Annotated in this window: 21 protein-coding genes; 19 read left to right on the top strand and 2 right to left on the bottom strand. The window is 43.2% G+C overall.

Features of this window, described 5'->3' with window-relative positions; genetic code table 11:
* Positions 1–41 precede the first annotated feature (41 nt).
* The gene (gene purD, locus GRFL_RS06750; protein WP_083643890.1) at positions 42–1,313 is read left to right on the top strand and encodes a phosphoribosylamine--glycine ligase; all 1,272 of its coding nucleotides are present in this window, start codon (positions 42–44) and stop codon (positions 1,311–1,313) included.
* Here purD and GRFL_RS06745 read toward each other — a convergent pair.
* Positions 1,305–1,532 carry a DUF6341 family protein gene (locus tag GRFL_RS06745; protein WP_341475769.1) on the bottom strand — a complete coding sequence of 76 codons (228 nt, stop codon included), beginning with the start codon at positions 1,530–1,532 and terminating at the stop codon, positions 1,305–1,307. The genes purD and GRFL_RS06745 overlap by 9 nt on opposite strands.
* A gap of 40 nt (positions 1,533–1,572) precedes the next feature.
* Between GRFL_RS06745 and GRFL_RS06740 the strand changes: the two genes are divergently transcribed.
* The 3 genes from GRFL_RS06740 to GRFL_RS06730 all read left to right on the top strand — a co-directional run bounded on the left by GRFL_RS06740 (position 1,573) and on the right by GRFL_RS06730 (position 4,267).
* The gene (locus tag GRFL_RS06740; protein WP_083643889.1) at positions 1,573–2,496 is read left to right on the top strand and encodes a DUF6427 family protein; all 924 of its coding nucleotides are present in this window, start codon (positions 1,573–1,575) and stop codon (positions 2,494–2,496) included.
* Between the two features lie 96 nt (positions 2,497–2,592).
* A complete protein-coding gene (locus GRFL_RS06735) occupies positions 2,593–3,201 on the top strand; it encodes a DUF4254 domain-containing protein (RefSeq protein ID WP_083643888.1) in 609 nt (202 codons plus the stop codon).
* 1 nt (position 3,202) lies between these two features.
* The gene (locus tag GRFL_RS06730; RefSeq protein WP_083643887.1) at positions 3,203–4,267 is read left to right on the top strand and encodes a glycosyltransferase family 9 protein; all 1,065 of its coding nucleotides are present in this window, start codon (positions 3,203–3,205) and stop codon (positions 4,265–4,267) included.
* Here the strand turns inward: GRFL_RS06730 and GRFL_RS06725 are convergent.
* Positions 4,264–5,313 (bottom strand): ferredoxin--NADP reductase, encoded by a 1,050-nt coding sequence (locus GRFL_RS06725; protein ID WP_083643886.1) that lies wholly within the window; start codon positions 5,311–5,313, stop codon positions 4,264–4,266. The two genes, GRFL_RS06730 and GRFL_RS06725, sit on opposite strands and share 4 nt — an antisense overlap.
* A gap of 94 nt (positions 5,314–5,407) precedes the next feature.
* Here GRFL_RS06725 and GRFL_RS06720 point away from each other — a divergent pair, with 94 nt between their 5' ends.
* The 15 genes from GRFL_RS06720 (at position 5,408) to dut (ending at position 18,875) form a co-directional block, all read left to right on the top strand.
* The gene (locus tag GRFL_RS06720; RefSeq protein WP_083643885.1) at positions 5,408–6,892 is read left to right on the top strand and encodes a DUF5687 family protein; all 1,485 of its coding nucleotides are present in this window, start codon (positions 5,408–5,410) and stop codon (positions 6,890–6,892) included.
* 2 nt (positions 6,893–6,894) lie between these two features.
* Complete coding sequence (locus GRFL_RS06715) at positions 6,895–7,605, top strand: ABC transporter ATP-binding protein (protein ID WP_083643884.1); 711 nt, start codon at positions 6,895–6,897, stop codon at positions 7,603–7,605.
* A gap of 93 nt (positions 7,606–7,698) precedes the next feature.
* Entirely contained in the window at positions 7,699–10,248 is a 2,550-nt protein-coding gene (porW, locus tag GRFL_RS06710) for a type IX secretion system periplasmic lipoprotein PorW/SprE (RefSeq protein WP_236995892.1), read from the top strand.
* 12 nt (positions 10,249–10,260) lie between these two features.
* Positions 10,261–10,656, top strand: a complete 396-nt coding sequence (locus tag GRFL_RS06705) for a bactofilin family protein (protein WP_083643882.1) — start codon at positions 10,261–10,263, stop codon at positions 10,654–10,656.
* Complete coding sequence (locus GRFL_RS06700; protein WP_083643881.1) at positions 10,637–10,849, top strand: AtpZ/AtpI family protein; 213 nt, start codon at positions 10,637–10,639, stop codon at positions 10,847–10,849. The genes GRFL_RS06705 and GRFL_RS06700 overlap by 20 nt, the downstream gene beginning before the upstream one ends.
* Complete coding sequence (locus GRFL_RS06695; RefSeq protein WP_083643880.1) at positions 10,850–11,233, top strand: hypothetical protein; 384 nt, start codon at positions 10,850–10,852, stop codon at positions 11,231–11,233.
* 133 nt (positions 11,234–11,366) lie between these two features.
* On the top strand, positions 11,367–12,458 hold the full coding sequence (gene atpB / locus GRFL_RS06690) for a F0F1 ATP synthase subunit A (protein WP_083645991.1): 1,092 nt from the start codon (positions 11,367–11,369) through the stop codon (positions 12,456–12,458).
* Positions 12,459–12,482: 24 nt separating this feature from the next.
* Positions 12,483–12,704, top strand: coding sequence for an ATP synthase F0 subunit C (gene atpE, locus GRFL_RS06685; RefSeq protein ID WP_083643879.1), 222 nt, complete (start codon positions 12,483–12,485; stop codon positions 12,702–12,704).
* A gap of 91 nt (positions 12,705–12,795) precedes the next feature.
* Positions 12,796–13,290, top strand: a complete 495-nt coding sequence (locus tag GRFL_RS06680; protein WP_083643878.1) for a F0F1 ATP synthase subunit B — start codon at positions 12,796–12,798, stop codon at positions 13,288–13,290.
* Positions 13,291–13,294: 4 nt separating this feature from the next.
* Positions 13,295–13,849, top strand: coding sequence for an ATP synthase F1 subunit delta (atpH, locus tag GRFL_RS06675; protein WP_083643877.1), 555 nt, complete (start codon positions 13,295–13,297; stop codon positions 13,847–13,849).
* 43 nt (positions 13,850–13,892) lie between these two features.
* On the top strand, positions 13,893–15,473 hold the full coding sequence (gene atpA / locus GRFL_RS06670) for a F0F1 ATP synthase subunit alpha (RefSeq protein ID WP_083643876.1): 1,581 nt from the start codon (positions 13,893–13,895) through the stop codon (positions 15,471–15,473).
* A 55-nt stretch (positions 15,474–15,528) separates the two neighbouring features.
* Positions 15,529–16,392, top strand: coding sequence for an ATP synthase F1 subunit gamma (gene atpG, locus GRFL_RS06665; protein WP_083643875.1), 864 nt, complete (start codon positions 15,529–15,531; stop codon positions 16,390–16,392).
* A 107-nt stretch (positions 16,393–16,499) separates the two neighbouring features.
* A complete protein-coding gene (locus GRFL_RS06660) occupies positions 16,500–16,940 on the top strand; it encodes a hypothetical protein (RefSeq protein WP_083643874.1) in 441 nt (146 codons plus the stop codon).
* Positions 16,941–17,001: 61 nt separating this feature from the next.
* On the top strand, positions 17,002–18,444 hold the full coding sequence (locus GRFL_RS06655) for an oligosaccharide flippase family protein (RefSeq protein ID WP_083643873.1): 1,443 nt from the start codon (positions 17,002–17,004) through the stop codon (positions 18,442–18,444).
* The gene (gene dut, locus GRFL_RS06650; protein ID WP_083643872.1) at positions 18,441–18,875 is read left to right on the top strand and encodes a dUTP diphosphatase; all 435 of its coding nucleotides are present in this window, start codon (positions 18,441–18,443) and stop codon (positions 18,873–18,875) included. Before GRFL_RS06655 ends, dut begins: the two co-directional genes overlap by 4 nt.
* The last annotated feature ends 21 nt before the right edge of the window (positions 18,876–18,896 follow it).

Genomic DNA, 18,896 nt, shown 5'->3' with positions numbered 1-18,896 from the left:
ACAAACAATTATTTTTGAGCCAATAATTAAAATCTCCTCGAATGAATATTTTGATCCTTGGCTCCGGAGGCCGTGAGCACGCATTTGCATATAAGATAGCACAAAGTTCGCAATGTGAGAAGCTTTATGTGGCTCCCGGAAATGCCGGAACAGCTGAAATGGCTGAAAACCTGGATTTGAATCCGACGAATTTTGAAGCCGTTGCCAGTACTGCCCTGGAAAAAGATATTCAAATGATCGTGGTAGGACCGGAAGACCCACTGGTTCAGGGTATCGCCGATCATTTCAGCACTCAGCCGGAGCTGAAGCATATCATGCTCATCGGCCCTTCCAAAAGAGGTGCTTTGCTGGAAGGAAGTAAAGAACGTGCCAAGGAATTTATGGCCATGTACGATATTCCCACTGCAGCCTATGAAAGTTTTCAGAAGGAATCTTTAGAAGCCGGGAAACAATTCCTGGAAACGCTGAAACCACCATATGTTCTGAAAGCCGACGGCCTGGCTGCCGGAAAAGGAGTGCTGATACTGAACGACCTGGAGGAGGCTAAAGCCGAATTGGAAACCATGCTTTCCGGGAAATTTGGTGCGGCGAGTGAGAAAGTGGTGATTGAGGAATTCCTGGACGGTATTGAACTCAGCGTTTTCGTGCTTACCGATGGGGAGAACTACCAGATCCTGCCTACTGCCAAAGACTATAAGCGAATTGGGGAAGGCGATACCGGTTTGAACACCGGCGGAATGGGCGCCGTTTCTCCAGTGCCATTTGCCAGCGATGAATTTATGCAGAAAATTGAGGAACAGGTGGTCAAACCAACCGTTCGGGGACTGAAGGAGGAAGAGATTGATTACAAAGGCTTTATTTTCATTGGTTTGATCAAAGTGGATGATAACCCGTATGTGATCGAGTACAACGTGCGCATGGGGGACCCTGAGACTGAAGTGGTGCTTCCCAGGATCAAAAGTGATCTGATTGATTTGCTGGAAAAAACCTGGAAAGGCGAACTGCATTCAGCAAAAGTGGAGATCGATGATCGAGCGGCCACCACCGTAATGACGGTTTCTGGCGGTTATCCTGAATCTTATGAAAAAGGAAAAGAGATCAGCGGCATAAAACAAATCAACGATTCGATCGTTTTCCATGCCGGAACCCGTAAAGAAGGGGAGAAGGTGGTAACCAGCGGCGGGCGTGTGATCGCACTAACCTCGCTGGATGAAGATTACAAAAAGGCACTAAAAAAATCTTATCAAAGTGCCGAAAAACTTCACTTTGATAAGATGTATTTTAGAAAGGATATTGGTTTTGACCTAGCCTAAATAAGGGTTTGGCTGAGTTTCTTCCGGTTCTTCCTTTTCGAAGATTCGGAGTTGTTTTAACCAGAAACCAAAGGCAAGGATACCAATAATTAAAAATATCCAGTTTAATGTATTTGCAAGAAACCATGAATCATCCTGAAGATGTCTCAACCAGTCAAGAGGGATAAAAAGAACATCCTCAAAAAGCCATGCAATTGCTTCAAATAAATCTCTCAGCATTTCAGTAATTTTTGTGCTTACAAAAATATAAAAAAACCCTATGCTAACAAGCTTTTTCAATAAATCAAAACCGTTGAGCCTCATCGTGATCATCGTTTTGTTGTGCTTGTTTTATACTGCTTACAATTTTGAACAGTGGTTTTTGGATTTTGAGCTGTTGCTTTTTCTAAAAAAATTAGGTCTTTTACTCACCCTTGTTTTTAGCCTGCTGGTATTGAATTTTATCGCTAAGAAAAATGAACTCACCAAGCGCAGTGCTTATAAAACCTTGTTTTTCACCCTTTTCGCGGTAAGTTTTGCGAATTTGATGCAAAGCGAAACGGCGATTATCGCTAATCTTTTTGTGGCATTAGCCTTACGCCGACTCATCAGTTTGCGTTCCAGGAAGTTTATTCAGAAAAAGATCTTTGATGCCAGTTTTTGGATTGCTATTGCAAGCCTGTATCAATTCTGGAGTATTTTGTTCTTGGGCCTGGTGTTCATGGCGATCCTCAACTTCGCGGCCTATTTTAAGAACTGGCTCATTCCACTGGTCGCGGTCGTGAGCGTAGCGATCTTGACGGTGTGCTTTCACCTGGTTGTTTACGAAGAGCTGTACTATTTAAATGACTGGTTCCAAATGAGCAATTTTGACTTTAGTTTCTACGGAAATCTTCAAATGCTGATTCCGCTCAGTATATTGCTGGGCCTGCTGGTCTGGACGATTCTGAACTATTTCAGTATGATGCAAAAGGCCAGCGTGACCAGGAGACCGGTCTTAGGAATGATCCTTCTCAGCCTGGCGATCGCCGCGGTGGTAGCCGTGTTTGCGCCTACCAAAAATGGCAGTGAACTTATCTTCTTCCTGGCACCTTTCAGTATTATCACTTCGAGTTATTTCGACGGAAAAAAAGACCGGGTTTTCAAGGAAATCGTACTCATCGCATTGCTTGCCATGCCATTCGTGATTTTGTTCCTCATTTAGGAAACCTGCTGAAACTGCCCTAAAATCTTCTGAAAGTAATATCTTTGTAGCCTCGAAATTACAGCCAAAATAAGGCTTCCATAAACCAGAACTTTTATGTTTTCAGATAAAGCGAATCACATTTTCCAGGAGGTTATTGAAAAATACCACGAAAAAGACGATGTATACCAGGATTTTCACAACCCGTATGACGCGGAAAGTGACCTTTTGGAACATCTTCTTTACCGGAAATGCTGGATCGATACCGTACAATGGCATTATGAAGATATCATTCGCGACCAGGACATCGATCCTGTTGCGGCGCTGGACCTGAAGCGTAAGATCGATGCCTCGAACCAGGACAGAACCGATACGGTTGAATACATAGACAGCTATTTTCTGAAGAAATACGGGGACGTAAAACCAGATACTGATGCTACCATCAATTCTGAAAGTCCCGCATGGGCGATCGATAGGTTATCTATTCTGGCCCTGAAGATCTACCACATGAATGAAGAGGCGAATCGGGAAGACGCCAGCCAGCAACACCAGATGGCCTGCAAGGCAAAACTGGATGTATTGCTGGAGCAGCGAACAGATCTTTCTACTGCGATCAACCAGCTGCTGGAAGATATTTCCGAAGGCAGGAAATACATGAAAGTGTACAAGCAAATGAAGATGTACAACGACGAAGAACTGAATCCAGTATTGAGAAACAAGCGATAGAATGAGCACCGAGACCCCGGTATCAGCAGCTCGAAAAGGCCGGCATATCCTGGTGATCAGGCTGTCAGCCATGGGAGACGTGGCGATGGCCGTACCGGTGATCAGCGTGCTCACGCAAACTTACCCCGAGCTTTCTGTCACGGTGTTAACTCGGGCTTTCTTCCGGCCGCTTTTCAGCCATTTGCCTAATGTAGATACTTATGAGGCTGATGTGGATGGCGTGCACAGTGGGGTGCTGGGATTGGGAACGCTTGCAAAAGAACTGCGTGACGAAGAGATCGACCTGGTGGCCGACCTTCATGATGTGATCCGGAGCAACGTGCTGAAATCGGTATTTTATTTCTACGGAATCCCTTTCAAACAAATCGATAAGGGACGTGGCGAAAAAAAGGCGCTTACCCGGGAAAAGAATAAGGAGTTCCGGCAGTTGAAGTCGACCCACCAGCGCTATGCAGATGTTTTTTCCGAATTAGGCTATCCACTGGAGCTTCAGCATTATATTCCGCCGAAAACCCGAAAACTGATTCCCAGGATTACCGAGGTGACCGGCGAAAAGAAGAAAAAATGGCTGGGAATCGCTCCTTTTGCGCAGCATGCTTCCAAAACCTATCCGCTCGAAATGATGGAAAAAGTGATTCAGAATTTACAACTGAACCAGGATATCCAAATCATTCTTTTCGGAGGCGGGGAACACGAGCGCCAGCAACTGGCAAAACTGGAAGAAAAATATGCGAATTGTACCAGTATCGTGGGAAAACTGAGCTTTGCCGAAGAGCTCAGCCTGATCTCAAATCTCGACCTGATGCTGTCTATGGATAGCGGGAACGGGCATCTTGCCGCGATCTACCAGGTTCCGGTCATTACCGTTTGGGGAGTTACGCATCCATATACCGGTTTTCAGCCCTTCGGACAGCCTATGGGAAATTGTATTTTGCCAGATCTGAAGAAATACCCGAAGATCCCTACTTCGATATACGGAAATAAATTTCCCGAAGGATACGAAGAGGTGATGCATAGCATTCCTCCCGAAACCATCCTTCGGAAAATTCACGAAATTCTCTATTAAAGATCGTCGTAATCTACTTTTAAGGTTGGTGTGGTGGGGTGTGCCTGGCAGGTCAATATGAAACCGTCTGCGATTTCCTCATCAGTAAGAATCTGATTTTTAGACATTTCAGCTTTTCCTTCCACGATTTTTGCCATGCAACTGCTGCAGATACCGCCCTGGCAGGAATAAGGCACGTCGATATCTTCTTCCAGTGCGCGGTCAAGAACCACTTCTTTACGGTCCATGGAAAAATTGAATTCTTCATCGTCCACGATCAGGGTCACCTGGGTCATTCCGCTGGTGTCACCTTCGATCTCCTTTTCTTCCACGCTCGAAGTAAAAAGTTCAAAAAGAATTTGCTCTTCCTTCACGCCGTTGTTTTGAAGAACTTCAGAAACATGCTTGATCATGGCTTCCGGCCCGCACAGGTAATAAGCGTCGAAATCATGATCCTTGAACTTGTTCTTCAGCACATAATTAACGGTGCTGGTCTCAATGCGCCCAAAATGGGCATTTTCTTCACGGGTTCTGCTATAGAAAAATTCTACAAAAAGCCTTTCTGGAAATTCAGATTGCAGCTTCAGCAATTCCTTAAAAAAGATGGTCTGATCTACTGATTTATTTCCGTAGGCCAGAACAAAACGGCTGTTTGGTTCGTCCCGAAGCACGGTCTTGATGATCGAAAGAACCGGCGTGATCCCGCTTCCGGCGGCAAAAGCTGCGTAATTTTTTGCTTCAGAACCAGGAGTCAGCGTAAACCGCCCTTCAGGTGGGTGTACCTCCAGGATATCGCCGGCAACCAGCTTGTTATTGGCGATAACGGAAAAGCGCCCGCCTTCCACTTCCTTAACCGTGACCTTGAATTCATCAGAGTTTGGAGCGGAACAAAGAGAATACGAACGGCGCAGTTCTGTACCGTCTGCATCAAATTTTATGGTAATATATTGCCCTGCGGAAAAATGGAATGTTTCCTTCAGGTTTTCTGGAATTTCAAACGATATGCTAACCGCTTCCGGTGTTTCGCGGATGATTTCTTTAATTTTTAGCGGATGAAAATTGCTCATTTTTTACGATTTGTGCGCAAAAATACAAACTAAGCTTGTTTTAAAAATGTAACAATGTTTTAAATTTCCTACTAACTTTCTAAAACCACCTTTCATGTTTAGACGATTTCTCTGGTTAGAATGGAAATCTTTCTTCAGGTCTGCCAGCTTTGGTAAAAGCCTTGGCCTGAAAATATTAATGATTTTCCTGGCGCTTTACTTTGCAGTCATGTTCCTGCTCGTGGGCTTTGGATTGTATCCTATCATGAAAAAGCTCTATCCCGGTGAAGATCCGCTGGAGATGGTCAATCGTTTTGCGCTGGCCTATTTTGCGCTGGAATTTGTGATGAGGTTCATGCTGCAAACGCTTCCGGTAATGGATATCAAGCCGTTGATGATTTTTCCCATCAAAAAGCGCAAGGTGGTAAATTATGTTTTACTGAAATCGCTTTATTCATTTTACAATATTTTGCCATTATTGCTGATCATTCCTTTTGGGATCATCAATATTTACAAGGGGGCTCATGGCGCTGCAACCATGCTTGGCTGGATGGTCGCGGTCTATGCGATGACGCTATCGGTGAATTTTCTGAATTTTATTGTCAAAAAAAGATTCACAGATAATTTGAAAGCGCTGATCCCGCTGATCATTTTAGTAGTGGCCTTACTATTGCTGGATTATTTTGACATTTTCAGCATTACAGATTATTTCGGGCGTTTACTGAATGTGCTGATAGAGATGCCCTACCTGGCCATTGTCCCGGTTGTGGTTCTCGTTGGATTGTACAAATGGAATCAGCTGAACCTGGAATCTAAATTTTATCTCGATGCCGGCCTGAAAGGCAAAGCAAAATCAGTAGATACCAAAGATTTCGGCTGGACGAAGAAATTTGGCAGTATTGCACCGTTCCTGCAGCTCGACCTGAAAATGATCTGGCGAAACAAACGTCCCAAAACAACGGTCTACCTGGCATTCATTTTCCTGGCTTATGGCCTGCTGTTCTATACGAACGACGCATACCAGAACATGCCCGCATTTTTTGTATTTGTCGGCATCTTTACCACGGGAATTTTCATGATCAATTTTGGCCAGTTCGTACCTTCCTGGGATGCAGGATATTATTCGATGATCATGGCACAGAATATCCCTATGAAGCAATACCTCGCTTCCAAACTGGGGCTTATCACTTTTAGCGTAGTGGTATTGGCAATCTTGTCCACGCCTTATGCGTATTTTGGATACGAGATCCTGCTTTTAAATCTTGCCTGCGCGTTGTACAATATGGGGGTGAATGCCCCGCTGTTACTGTATGCGGGCTCTTTCAATAAAAAAAGAATAGACCTGGATAAGAGTCCGTTTATGAATTACCAGGGAACAGGAGCCAGTCAGTGGCTGGTAGGATTGCCGCTGCTGCTCATCCCAATTTTCCTTTTCTGGCTCATTCATAAATTTCTGGGTTACGAAATGGGTGTAGGTTTTCTGGCAGTAATCGGGATCATAGGGCTTCTTACCCGGCCTGCCATCCTGAAATTCCTCGAGACCTGCTACCGAAAAAGAAAATATGCGACCATTCAGGGTTTTAAACAAAAAGGTGAATAATTATGATTACGGCAACCAATCTTTCAAAAGTATATAATGGCACTACGGTGCTGAACATTGAGCATCTGGATATTCCGAAGGGGCAGAATTTTGGCCTGGTTGGAAATAACGGTGCGGGAAAAACCACCTTTTTCAGCCTGCTGCTGGATCTTATTCAGCCCACGACGGGGAATATCTTCAACAAAGAGATCACTGTTAGCCAGAGTGAAGACTGGAAACCCTTTACCTCGGCTTTTATAGACGAGAGTTTTCTGATTGGGTATCTTACGCCCGAAGAATATTTCTATTTCGTGGGAGAATTGCGGAACCGAAATAAAGCCGATATCGATAGCTTCCTGGAACAGTTCACCGATCTTTTCAACGGGGAAATCCTGGGCCGGAATAAATATTTGCGGGACCTTTCTAAGGGAAATCAGAAAAAAGTAGGGATAGTCGCAGCGCTAATCGGGGAGCCGGAAGTGGTCATTCTCGATGAACCTTTCGCCAACCTCGATCCCACCACCCAGATCCGGCTGAAAAAATTACTGAAGGAACTTTCCAAAACAGTTGGTACGACGGTTTTAATTTCCAGTCACGACCTTATTCATGTAACCGAAGTTTGTGAGCGCATCGTGGTGCTGGATAAAGGTTTGATCGTAAGGGATATTGAAACTTCTGAAGCAACGCTCAAAGAACTGGAAGACTATTTCTCCCGCGAAATCGCCGAAGCCTAAAGTCACATACTTGGCTTTTAGAAAAAGAAGTTTACTTTTACATACTAAACCGGCGGTATCACAGTTATTCATGGTACCCAGAAATGGCAGAATTTGAATATCCTAAAACGAGTATTGGCAATTCTGATGCTTTCCGCGGTCATTTTTGGCTGTTCCCGGAAGAAGAATACTTTTATCAGCAGGAATTACCACGCCGTTACTTCGGAATATAATGCGCTGTACAATGGCCAGGTGGCACTGGATATGGGCCAGCGGGAAATTGCCCAGAATTATGCCGATAATTACTGGGATCTTCTTCCCGTAGAACGCCTCGCCATTGACGATAAGATCCTGCTTCCAGACAGCGTGCGGAATCAGAATTTTGGCCGTGCTGAAGAAAAAGCAGTTAAGGCCATCCAGAAACATTCGATGCAGATCGGCGGAAAGGAGCGTAACCCGCAAATGGATGAGGCCTACCTTTTACTCGGTAAAGCACGGTATTTTGACCAACGATTCGTGCCGGCGCTGGACGCTTTCAATTATATTCTTTACCGGTATCCTGCGAGCGACAATATTACGCATGCACGGATTTGGCGGGAAAAGACCAATATCAGGCTGGGAAACGAAAAACTGGCCATCAAAAACCTTAAAAAGATTTTAGATTCTGACAGGCTCGAGGATCAGGATATTGCTGATGCCAATGCCAGCCTTTCCCAGGCCTATATGAACCTGAACCATTTAGACAGTGCGCTCGTGCCATTACAGGCCGCTGCTTCCTATACCCGCGAAAATGAAGAAAAAGGGCGCTATCTTTTTATCACCGGGCAACTGTACAATCGTCTGGGACAAAAAGAACTGGCCAACCAGGCTTTTGATGAGGTGATTGACCTGAACCGAAAGTCGCCTCGTATCTATTACGTCAACTCCTACATTAAAAAAGCCCAGAATTTCAATTATAACCAGGGTGATAATGCCTATTTACTGAATATGCTCCGGGAACTTGAGGAAAACCGTGAAAACAGGCCTTACCTGGATAAGATCTATTTTCAGTTAGGCGAATATTATAACCGGATTGATTCGACGCGCCTGGCCGAAGAATTTTACAATAAGTCCCTGCGATCTCCTTCGAGTGATGTGTATCTAAAATCGGTAAACTACGAGGTGCTCGCAAATATTAATTTCGACCGGGCAAATTACCAGATGGCCGGGAAGTATTATGATTCCACGCTCACCAGCATGTCGCCCGAACTCCTGGAATATCGAACCATTAAAAAGAAACGGGAAAACTTGGACGATGTGATCAAGTATGAACTGATCGCTGAAGAAACCGATAGTATTCTGAATCTTGCAGCCCTTTCCGAAGAAGAGCGCCTGGCCTATTTCACAAAATATACTGATGAACTTCGCGCCAAGGCACTGGAACAGGCAGATAGTGCAGAATTGCCCGTTTATGCGGCAAACGTTGGGAATTCCAATACTTTTCCTTCGGCAGCAACCACTCCGGCTGCAGGCCCAAATACCGGAGGAACCTCCAACAGTTTCTATTTTTACAACCCGTTACGGGTTTCCCGAGGCGCACAGGAATTTCTTCGAACCTGGGGAAGCCGGGAACTAACTGATAACTGGCGCTGGGGCGGGAGCACCACCGGCCCGAGTACGGTCAACGCCCAGGAGCGTATCATGGAGGTCAATTTTGACAATAATCCTATTTACGATCCCGCTACGTATATCGCACAATTTCCTTCAGACAGGCTAATCCTGGATAGCCTCGCCACCCAGCGGAACCTGGCAAATTACCAGTTAGGGATCATTTATAATGAGAAATTTGGCGAACAGGGTCTGGCAGCACAGCGACTGGAATTTTTATTAAAAAATGAACCAGGTGAAAATTTAGCGATTCCGGCAAAATATAATTTATACCGGATCTATGAAGCCATGGGGCAGCAACAGCGGGCCCAGGAACTTAAGACAGATATTCTTACCAATTATCCTGATTCTCGATACGCGGCATTTATCAATGATCCTTCCAGTATCCAGGCCGACGAAAATAGTCCGGAAGCTTTATATAACCGGCTTTTTATTCAGTTTGAAGAGGGCAATTTCGAAGAGGTGATCGAAAAATCGAGTGAATATAGCAGGCAGTTTACGGGCAACAGGATGCTTCCGAAATTTGAATTGCTGAAGGCCCAGGCGACGGGTAGATTATACGGTTTGCAAGCTTATAAGGAATCACTGAATTATGTGGCGATGAATTATTCGCAAACTCCGGAGGGACAGCGCGCCCAGCAGATCCTGAATTCGACTATTCCTGAATTGGAAAACCTGGAATTTAACCGGGATGACCTTCAGGCGAATTATAAACTTGTTTTTAGTTTTGATCATGCTGAGCAGGAGAAGGGGCAACAGTTCCGGGAAAAACTTGCTGAAGTTTTGCAGGAATTGGGCTATGACAAGCTCAGTATCAGCAGAGAACGGTATGATTCGAATACCGATTTTGTGACGGTGCACGGTCTTGACAATCGGTCTAAAGCTTTGGGCTTCCAGGAGTTGCTTCAGAAAAATAAAGAATACAAAATTGAAAGACAGGGTTTTGTAATCTCGGCGGAAAATTATAGAATTGTAATTCTTAAGAAAAATTTAAGAAATTTTCTCGACCAGGATTAAACAAGACCAGACATGTTTTCAGAAAAAAAGACCAAGCAAAGCTCCGGTAACGAGGAGCAAAATCGTATCGCTTCCGGTACGGTGATTACAGGAGAAGTTAGTGCAAAAGGCTGTTTCAGGATTGAAGGAACCTTAAAAGGCCATCTAAATACACCGGGTAAAGTGGTGATTAGCGATGGCGGTTTCATAGATGGAACGCTGGAATGCGGTAGTGCCGACATTGAAGGCAAATTCACCGGCAAACTGGTGGTGACCGATGTGCTCAGCCTTAGAAAGACCGCACAGATTGAAGGTGAAGTGGTGGCCGGAAAACTGGCGATCGAGCCCGGCGCCGTATTCAACGCAACCTGCGAAATGGGGAAACAGGTAAAAACTTTGAAGAAAGAAGATGAAAAACGATCGGCGTAACAAATACCTGCAATTTGTCAATATCGCCTTTCAGATGGGAATTATCATCGCGGCGGGTGTACTCATAGGCATCTGGCTGGATGGAAAATTCCCCAATAAATTTTCAGGTTTTACCATTTCGATCTCCCTGATTGGCGTATTCGTAGCGCTGTATCAGGTTTACCGAAGTGTGAAAAATCTCAATGAAGACTAAATGAAGCAACAAATCACCGCTTTTCTGCGGATTCTCCTCCCGTTCACTATTGGATTGGCCATTTTACACTATTTGATCCTTCACTTTGTGCTGCACCTGGATTTGTATTACAACATCTGGCTCATCTATCTTTTTCATGCGCTGATCACTTTCGGGATATACCTGGCTTTGGTGTTCGTGCACGAAAGCTTTAAAGAAAAGACCGGTTTTGCCTTTATGGCGGGAAGCCTGTTCAAAATGTTGCTCTCGGTACTCTTTCTTTTGCCATTGATGCTGAGTGATTTTGAAAAACCTTTGAACGACATTTTTTCTTTTTTCATTCCCTATTTTCTGTATCTTATCCTCGAAACTTTATTTGCCGTAAAATTGATTAACTCAAAATAATTGGCTGTTTATCAGATCAATCAATAAATATCGGCTTAGGGTTAAAAAATTAAACAGGGTTCTTTCAGAAACAAATTAAAAGTATACCTTTGCACGAAAATTTAGAGCCCGTAATTTTAAGATGAAAGGTATCATGATAGCACAGAAATCTGTTAAGATTATAGTGACCCTACTTTTAGGCTTAGTCCTTTTCCCGTTCACTGCTTTTTCAAATGAGTCCAAATCTCTGAATGAAGCTGAGGAAGAATTCAATGCAACTGAAATGATCATGCATCACATTGGTGATGCTCATGGTTGGCACTTTTTTGGTGAAGGTGAAAGTTCTGTAACACTGCCGTTGCCGGTCATTCTTTATACTGATAATGGTTTGGTTACTTTCATGTCTAGTGAATTTCATCATGATACAGAGGGTCATCATATTGTGGAGAAAAACGGGATGCGTTTCGTGAATTTGCATGAAGATATTTACATGCTGAATGATGGGGCTGAGACTGTGGAATTTGATGCAGAACATCACCCGGTAAATGCCAGCAAGCCTTGGGATATTTCGATTACCAAGAACGTGGCTGCCATGTTCTTAACAGTGATTTTGATGTTGTTGTTCTTTAGCGCTGGTTTAGCCAGGCATCATAAAAAGAATGAACATGCGCCTAAAGGCCTTAACAACGTTCTTGAAACCCTTGTGTTGTTTGTGAGAGACGAAATTGCGATCCCTCAGATCGGTGAGAAGAAATACATGAAATTCATGCCATTCTTACTTACGGTTTTCTTCTTTATCTGGATCACTAACTTGTTAGGTTTGCTTCCCGGAGCCGCTAACGTAACTGGAAATATCGCGGTTACTGTTTCTCTAGGGTTGTTTACACTTGCCCTGATCCTGATCAACGGTAATAAAGATTACTGGAAGCACACACTTTGGATGCCAGGTATCCCAACATGGGTCAAGCCAATCCTGGCGGTAGTTGAAGGTGCGGGTGTGTTTATTAAGCCAATTGCCTTGATGATTCGTTTGTTTGCGAACATTACTGCAGGGCACATTATTATCCTGAGTTTGATCGGGTTGATATTTATTTTAGAAAGTGCAGGCGTTGCGGGAATTTCGGTTCCTTTCGCCTTATTTATAACAGTATTGGAATTGCTTGTAGCATTCCTTCAGGCGTTTATTTTTACGATCCTGTCGGCCCTGTTTATCGGGATGGCAGTTGAGGAACATGAACATCATTAATTTTAATTTTTAATTTTTTCAACTATGGAATTATTGTATGTAGGTCTTGCAGCTTTAGGAGCTGGACTAGCGGTTCTTGGAGCCGGAGTTGGTGTAGGTAAAATTGGTGGTTCTGCCATGGAAGCTATCGCACGTCAGCCAGAAGCTTCTGGAAAAATCCAGACAGCTATGATTATCGCTGCTGCACTTGTAGAGGGGGTTGCTCTTTTTGGAGTGGTTGCTTCTCTTCTAGGTGTATTAAGATAATTAATTTCAGAAGGTCTTTTTCGCAACGGTTGGTTGCGAAAAAGACTCTTTTAAAAATGATGTTTTAAAGAAGATTTTTTAAAAATAGATTATGGATTTAATTACTCCTGATTTCGGATTATTTTTCTGGCAGACAATTGTCTTCCTGGTTCTGTTATTTCTTATGGCAAAGTTTGCCTGGAGACCGATCTTGAATTCGGTTAAAAACAGAGAACAGTCTATCAATGACGCTTTAGCTTCAGCTGAAACAGCACGTAAGGAAATGGAAAACCTTCGAGCTGATAATGAAAAGCTGATGCAGGAAGCACGTGCAGAAAGAGATGCGATCCTGAAAGAGGCTCGTGAAATGAAGGAAAAAGTGATTACTGATGCTTCAACCGAAGCTCAGAAAAAGGCAGACAAGATCGTGGAAGATGCTAAGAGAAGTATCGAAATGGAGAAAAAGTCGGCTATGGCTGAATTGAAAAATCAGGTTGCCGAGCTTTCTGTAGAGATCGCCGAGAAAGTAGTAAGAAAAGAATTATCAGATAAAAAAGAGCAGCACAGGATGATCGAAAAGATGATCGGTGATGCTAAGCTAAACTAAACCGATGGTAGGAGCCAGAGCTGCGAAAAGATACGCAAAAGCAATTCTTTCCCTTGCAAAAGACAAGGGAACTGCTAAGGCTGTTTATAGTGATATGCAGAGTATCAGACAAACCATGCTTGGAAGTCGAGAGCTTCAGGGATTTTTGGGAAGTCCAATAATTAAGAACTCTCTAAAGAAAAGCAGCCTGTTAGCTATTTTCAAAAATCTGGATGAGACTACTAAGGGTTCTATTGATGTGCTGTTGGAAAATGGTCGTATCAATATCCTTGAAGTGGTTGCCAGAGAATATATTTCCTTTTACAACAAGGATAACCAAATTCAGGAAGCGGTGGTTACTACAGCAGTGCCATTAGATGCTGACCTTGAGAAACAGGTTTTGGCAAAAGTGAAGGAGCTTACGGGTTCTGAAGCGAGCCTGAAGAAAATGATCGATGAGAGTATCATTGGAGGTTTTATTTTGCGAGTAGGCGATTTGCAGTATGATGCAAGCGTTGCCCGTAATTTAGCCGATGCAAAAAGAAGATTAAAAGACAACACATACGTTTCAAAAATTTAATGAAAACAGGTGCGCTGCCGGTGTACCATTATTTTGAATAATTATGGCAGAAGTGAATCCTGCTGAAGTTTCAGCAATATTAAAAGAACAATTATCAGGTTTTGAATCCAAGGCCTCTTTAGACGAGGTTGGTACCGTACTGAAAGTAGGTGATGGTATTGCCAATGTTTACGGACTTTCAAACGCACAATACGGTGAGTTGGTACAGTTCGAAAGCGGTCTTGAAGGTATTGTATTGAACCTTGAAGAAGACAATGTTGGGGTAGTACTTTTAGGTCCTTCAAAAGAAATTAGAGAAGGTTCTACAGTAAAAAGAACTCAGCGTATTGCTTCTATCAATGTTGGTGATGGTATCGTAGGTAGAGTAGTTGATACTTTGGGACAACCAATAGATGGTAAAGGTCCAATCGAAGGAGAGACATTTGAAATGCCATTGGAGCGTAAGGCTCCTGGTGTAATCTATCGTCAACCGGTAACAGAGCCACTTCAAACTGGAATTAAGTCTATCGATGCTATGGTACCGGTAGGAAGAGGGCAGCGTGAGTTGGTTATTGGTGACCGTCAAACTGGTAAAACAACAGTTTGTATCGATACGATCCTTAACCAGAAAGAATTTTATGATAGAGGGGAACCAGTTTACTGTATCTATGTAGCGGTTGGGCAAAAAGCTTCTACTGTTGCTGGTATTGCCAAGGTTCTTGAAGATAAAGGTGCGCTAGCTTATACCACGATCGTGGCTGCAAACGCATCAGATCCTGCTCCAATGCAGGTTTATGCTCCTTTCGCTGGTGCAGCGATTGGTGAGTACTTTAGAGATACAGGTCGTCCTGCCTTGATCATTTATGATGATCTTTCCAAGCAGGCGGTAGCATACCGTGAGGTATCTTTGCTACTTCGTCGTCCACCGGGACGTGAGGCGTATCCTGGGGATGTATTCTTCCTCCACTCAAGATTACTGGAGCGTGCTGCAAAGGTGATTGCCGATGATGATATCGCGAAGAATATGAACGACCTTCCGGAGACTTTAAAAGATAACGTGAAAGGTGGTGGATCACTTACCGCTCTTCCAATTATCGAAACTCAGGCAGGTGACGTTTCAGCATATATCCCAACGAACGTAATTTCGATTACTGATGGTCAGATCTTCTTAACGTCAGATTTATTTAACTCTGGTGTTCGTCCTGCGATTGATGTGGGTATTTCTGTATCACGTGTTGGAGGTTCTGCGCAGATCAAATCGATGAAGAAAGTTGCTGGTACTTTGAAACTAGACCAGGCTCAGTTCCGTGAACTGGAAGCGTTTGCGAAGTTTGGTTCAGACCTGGATGCGGCAACTCTTGGAGTGATCGAAAAAGGTAGAAGAAACGTGGAGATCTTAAAGCAGGGACAGAACGATCCGTATCCGGTTGAAAACCAGATCGCGATCATCTATGCAGGTTCTAAGAACCTTCTAAGAGAAGTTCCTGTAGATAAAGTGAAGGAATTTGAGATGGAATATCTTGATTACCTGAAGAACAAGCACCGTGATGTGCTGGATACTTTGAAAGCTGGAAAACTGACTGATGAAGTGACTGATACGTTAACTTCAGCTGCAAAAGAGCTTTCTGCGAAGTACAAAAAATAAAAAATCTGAAAGATTCCGGAGGAGTGAATTCTCCGGAGTCTAATTCGATATACAAATGGCAAACTTAAAAGAATTACGTAGCAGGATCACGTCGGTTTCTTCAACGATGCAGATCACCAGTGCCATGAAAATGGTATCGGCTGCCAAGTTGAGTAAGGCTCAGGATGCGATCACCGCAATGAGACCTTATTCTGAAAAACTGACACAGTTGCTACAGGATTTAAGTGCGACCCTTGATGACGAATCTGGAAGTAAATATTCTGAAGAGCGTGAGGTTAACAAAGTGCTGATCGTTGCTGTTTCTTCTAACAAAGGTTTGGCGGGAGCGTTTAATACCAATATCATTAAAAAGGTAAAATCTCGAATTCAGGAAGAATATCAAGGTAAGGAAGTTGAAGTGCTGACGCTTGGTAAAAAAGCCAATGATATTCTGAAGAAAACGTTTACCATTTATAAAAACAACAACGGAATTTTTGACGAATTGACTTTCGAAAATGTTTCCGATGTCGCTGAAGACCTTATGAAGGCTTTTGTTGATGGCAAGTATGATAAAATTGAAGTGGTTTACAACCAGTTCAAGAATGCTGCTACTCAGGTGGTGATGACCGAACAATTGCTTCCAATTCAAACAGCCGTTGAAAGCGATGAAAACAAGCAACTGGATTATATTTTTGAGCCTTCCAAACTGGAGATCGTTCAGGAGCTAATTCCGAAGTCTTTAAAAATGCAATTATTCAAGGCGCTTAGAGACTCTTTTGCTGCGGAGCATGGTGCGCGTATGACCGCGATGCACAAAGCGACAGATAACGCGAAAGAATTGAGAGACGACCTTAAATTATCTTACAACAAAGCCCGTCAGGCTTCCATTACAAACGAGATCCTGGAGATCGTTGGTGGTGCCGAAGCATTGAACGGATAATTAGCTGAATTCATTTCAGTTTAGATAAATCAAAGCCCGCAGAAACTGCGGGCTTTTTCTTTGGTACAGGTTTTGTTTTTCTAATACCAAATCAAAAACCCATCATTATGAAAAATACATTACGTTTCCTTTCAGCAGCAATTGTATTAACCCTTTTTGCCTGCGGAAGCAGCCAGGAACTTCAGGAACGAGTGCCAGCTCAATTTGGTAAGGTGACCTATACCTATTCTTCAGATGGCATTCAATTAGAAATTCCGGTTGTGGCTATTCAGGATAACAGGATGAGCCTCGATTCTGTGTATTTCCACGGAATGAAATCGGGATTGGTTCAGGATGAGGAAAAGCCGAACAGGTATGTTGCGAATTTCAGCGTTGGAAGTTCAGATATGGTGATGAGCAGCGATCCTGCTGAAGAGTATGGTAACAAAGCTCCTCAAAAACCTGAGAAAAGTCCGTTTAAGATCAATGAAGACGAAGCGATACTTGTTTTTACACAAGATGAGCAGACCAAATATTACAAGCTAACAGGAATTGTGGAAAAGGAATAAGCAGCTTCTTCAAAAAACTGCTGATTTATTCTGATATTTGTGATAAATCAACCCGCTCCTGTTGAGTACTTTAAAACGATTTTTTCAGGATACCCTTATTTACGGTTTTGCAACGGTTTTCCCACGCCTAATGAATTTTGTGCTGGTTCCATTGCATACCGATATCCTGCCACGTGAAGAATACTCGGTTAATACCATTTTCTACGTCTGGGCGGCATTTTTCAATGTGCTGTTAACTTATGGAATGGAAACTTCCTTTTTCAGGTTTTTCAGTAAATCGAAAGATAAGAACCTGGTTTTTTCCACTTCATTTATCGCCCTGACTGCTTCCACCATTTTGTTCGCGGTATCGGTTTTTGTTTTTCAGGACCAGGTAATTCAGCTGTTGGATCTGCAGCCGTTCTATTTCCAGTTGTTATTCAGCGTGATCGTGCTGGATACTCTGGTAGTGGTTCCATTCGCCTATTTACGGGCTACGGGAAGACCTATCAAATTTGCCGGGATCAAGATTCTAAATGTTTTGATCTATTTCGGTTTGAATTATTATTTCCTGAAAATCGTTCGGAACTATCCGTCTCTTGCGCCAGATGTGGTTTTGAATAATTACGAGATTCAGGATATAGTAGGTTATGTTTTTATCGCCAATCTTGCCGCCAGCGGAATTACTTTTCTACTTTTATTGCCCTATTTTTTCCGAACGAAGATCAATTTCAGTTTTGATATTTTCAAACAAATGTGGAAGTACGGCTGGCCTATCATGGTAGCCGGTATCGCCTTTGTCGTCAATGAAAACCTGGATAAGATCCTGATAAAAGATATGGTTTCAGATGAAGTGATGGGGGCCTATGCCGGTTGTTACAAACTGGCGGTTTTTATGACCATTTTTGTACAGGCCTTTAAAATGGGAGCTGAGCCCTTCTTCTTCAATCATGCTGAAAAGAAAAATGCGAGGGAAACTTATGCTGTTATCCTGAAGTATTTTGTGATCTGCGGAAGTTTGATGCTGCTGATTCTGGTTTCCTTTATCGATATTTTCAAGGAATTGCTTATTAAAGATTCAGAATACTGGATGGCGATCAGCATTGTGCCGATCATTTTACTGGCGAACCTGTTCCTTGGTATCTATCACAATCTTGCAGTATGGTACAAATTGACTGATCGAACGCGTGCCGGAATGTATATTTCCATCTTTGGCGCTTTGATCACAATCGCTATCAATATTCTTTTGATTCCGGTTATTGGTTTTATCGCGGCAGCCTGGGCAACGCTTTTGGCCTACGGAGGTATGATGGTGGTGTCTTACTTCTTTGGCAGAAAGTACTATCCCGTGCCTTATAACGTTAAAAAAATAAGTTTTTATCTGATATTGTCTGTTGGGCTTTCCATAGTTTGTTTCCTGTATTTCAGGGAGCAGTATATCGTAGCGGTTCTGGTGAATTTGGTCTTTATCGCTACCGTTTATTTGATGGAAAGGAAACAGCTTGCTAAAATTATAAGTTCATGAACGTAAGAGTAATTAATAAATCAAAACATTCACTCCCTAAATACGAAACTGGTGCTTCCGCCGGAATGGACCTTCGAGCCAATCTCGACGAACCAATTATGTTAAAACCTTTAGAACGCGCTATTGTAAAAACAGGATTATTCATAGAATTGCCCGTTGGTTTTGAAGCGCAGGTTCGTCCGCGAAGTGGTTTGGCTGCCAAGAAAGGTGTAACCGTTCTGAATTCTCCCGGTACGATCGATGCCGATTATCGCGGAGAAATAGGCGTGATCCTGGTGAATCTCTCTAACGAAAATTTTGAGGTGCAGGACGGAGAGCGTGTTGCACAGCTGGTGATCGCCAAACATGAGCAGATCAGCTGGGAAGAAACCGACACACTGGAAGAAACAACCCGCGGTGCGGGCGGCTTCGGAAGTACAGGAAGTGAATAAATTCTAATTAAATCAAACATA

This window comes from Christiangramia flava JLT2011, from assembly GCF_001951155.1.
Taxonomy (GTDB): domain Bacteria; phylum Bacteroidota; class Bacteroidia; order Flavobacteriales; family Flavobacteriaceae; genus Christiangramia; species Christiangramia flava.
Note: the sequence above shows the minus strand (reverse complement) of the source record. Positions and strands in the feature narration are given on the sequence as shown.

What these genes read in the sequence shown, in the direction of transcription:
- purD (WP_083643890.1), top strand. Translation starts at nt 42, where the DNA reads ATGAATATTTTGATCCTTGGCTCCGGAGGCCGTGAGCACGCATTTGCA.
- GRFL_RS06745 (WP_341475769.1), bottom strand. Translation starts at nt 1,532, where the DNA reads ATGCTGAGAGATTTATTTGAAGCAATTGCATGGCTTTTTGAGGATGTT.
- GRFL_RS06740 (WP_083643889.1), top strand. Translation starts at nt 1,573, where the DNA reads ATGCTAACAAGCTTTTTCAATAAATCAAAACCGTTGAGCCTCATCGTG.
- GRFL_RS06735 (WP_083643888.1), top strand. Translation starts at nt 2,593, where the DNA reads ATGTTTTCAGATAAAGCGAATCACATTTTCCAGGAGGTTATTGAAAAA.
- GRFL_RS06730 (WP_083643887.1), top strand. Translation starts at nt 3,203, where the DNA reads ATGAGCACCGAGACCCCGGTATCAGCAGCTCGAAAAGGCCGGCATATC.
- GRFL_RS06725 (WP_083643886.1), bottom strand. Translation starts at nt 5,313, where the DNA reads ATGAGCAATTTTCATCCGCTAAAAATTAAAGAAATCATCCGCGAAACA.
- GRFL_RS06720 (WP_083643885.1), top strand. Translation starts at nt 5,408, where the DNA reads ATGTTTAGACGATTTCTCTGGTTAGAATGGAAATCTTTCTTCAGGTCT.
- GRFL_RS06715 (WP_083643884.1), top strand. Translation starts at nt 6,895, where the DNA reads ATGATTACGGCAACCAATCTTTCAAAAGTATATAATGGCACTACGGTG.
- GRFL_RS06705 (WP_083643882.1), top strand. Translation starts at nt 10,261, where the DNA reads ATGTTTTCAGAAAAAAAGACCAAGCAAAGCTCCGGTAACGAGGAGCAA.
- GRFL_RS06700 (WP_083643881.1), top strand. Translation starts at nt 10,637, where the DNA reads ATGAAAAACGATCGGCGTAACAAATACCTGCAATTTGTCAATATCGCC.
- GRFL_RS06695 (WP_083643880.1), top strand. Translation starts at nt 10,850, where the DNA reads ATGAAGCAACAAATCACCGCTTTTCTGCGGATTCTCCTCCCGTTCACT.
- atpB (WP_083645991.1), top strand. Translation starts at nt 11,367, where the DNA reads ATGATAGCACAGAAATCTGTTAAGATTATAGTGACCCTACTTTTAGGC.
- atpE (WP_083643879.1), top strand. Translation starts at nt 12,483, where the DNA reads ATGGAATTATTGTATGTAGGTCTTGCAGCTTTAGGAGCTGGACTAGCG.
- GRFL_RS06680 (WP_083643878.1), top strand. Translation starts at nt 12,796, where the DNA reads ATGGATTTAATTACTCCTGATTTCGGATTATTTTTCTGGCAGACAATT.
- atpH (WP_083643877.1), top strand. Translation starts at nt 13,295, where the DNA reads ATGGTAGGAGCCAGAGCTGCGAAAAGATACGCAAAAGCAATTCTTTCC.
- atpA (WP_083643876.1), top strand. Translation starts at nt 13,893, where the DNA reads ATGGCAGAAGTGAATCCTGCTGAAGTTTCAGCAATATTAAAAGAACAA.
- atpG (WP_083643875.1), top strand. Translation starts at nt 15,529, where the DNA reads ATGGCAAACTTAAAAGAATTACGTAGCAGGATCACGTCGGTTTCTTCA.
- GRFL_RS06660 (WP_083643874.1), top strand. Translation starts at nt 16,500, where the DNA reads ATGAAAAATACATTACGTTTCCTTTCAGCAGCAATTGTATTAACCCTT.
- dut (WP_083643872.1), top strand. Translation starts at nt 18,441, where the DNA reads ATGAACGTAAGAGTAATTAATAAATCAAAACATTCACTCCCTAAATAC.